The sequence below is a fragment of the Vibrio sp. 2033 genome (genome assembly GCF_033339735.1).
Genome location: NZ_JAWOVC010000106.1, coordinates 1 through 1,136 on the forward strand (window position 1 = coordinate 1; position 1,136 = coordinate 1,136).

Consider the following 1,136-nt stretch of genomic DNA (forward strand, 5'->3'; position numbering starts at 1 on the left):
TGAATCAATCATAAATAAGTCCTGTGTGAACGTGCCAAAGATTGGCTGTGTACATGTTCCGCTTCCTCGAAGCGATTTTCGCAAGCTCAATATCACTTCTTGCGGCGAGCGGTCTAACTAGAGGTTGCCCATCTAAATAGCATTATTGTTCCCCAAATGCAGAAGCCCCAGAACAAAGCCCAAAGAATGTTTATCAGCATTGCTATATCTGAACAGGAACGTTTTGCTGAAGAATGTCAGTTGGCTTTTCGCGTTGGCCGCAAGTGAAGATCCTTTCTGAATCTTCCCAAGTTACCCGATAGACACAATCTGAAAGAATCTCGAACTGGTAGCCAATATCAACCAAATCTGTATGGTCGAAACTGAAAAGCTTATCCGTACCATCGTAAACATCGATGTATATCTTGTAGAAAGTCAGGTCACGGTTTAGCTCTGCCATTGATTTCAACCTAGTTCTAAGCGCTATTTGCTTAGCGTAACCAGTGATAAAAAAGTCGTAACCATCTAAAGGACCAAAGCCGGAACTGTTCTTTTTCTTGGGTGAAGTCTCCGTTCCTTGAGCTGTTGGCGTGCCAGCTGGAATTTCGACGTTAACATTTTGCTGCTTTACTGGTTCCGGTGCTTTTTCGGGTTCAGGCCACCACGCCATGATGTTGATAGGCAAACCAACACCCAAAAGCAAAGCGGTACCGATAACGGGCCATCGCTTCCAGAAAGGTCTAATGTCTTTCGCTTGCGCTTCTTGAACATGCTTATTGGACTGAGAATGGCTTTTGTAAAACGGAAAATACTCAGACTTGTAAGATCGTATCGACGTATTAACCACCTCACCATTGCAACCATCTTGAACCTTTTTGGTGTATGAGTTGCTGGAACCCATTGCAGTATTTTTAGTGCAACGGTAAGTGACTTCAATCATATCTTTGATATCACGATGCACCTTGCGTATGTTCTGGGTCAGCAAGATGATATCGACACCATAGTGACGGTGTATCGAAAACCACTCAAGAATCGCAGCCGGAAGCCCACGAGATGGCAAGCTCATATGAGCCTCATCAACAATGTACAAAGGCCCCTGTCCTTTCTCATTTCGCCACTCATCGGAGTAATCTTCAATCTGACTAAAAGGCCGACTT

At 44.3% G+C, this 1,136-nt stretch carries 1 protein-coding gene; it reads right to left on the minus strand.

Translation table 11 applies throughout. The features are described from left to right. Nucleotides 1-202: 202 nt before the first annotated feature. The coding region (locus tag R7P74_RS24910; protein WP_318123317.1) for a zonular occludens toxin domain-containing protein at nucleotides 203-1,136 on the minus strand (934 nt) is incomplete at its 5' end.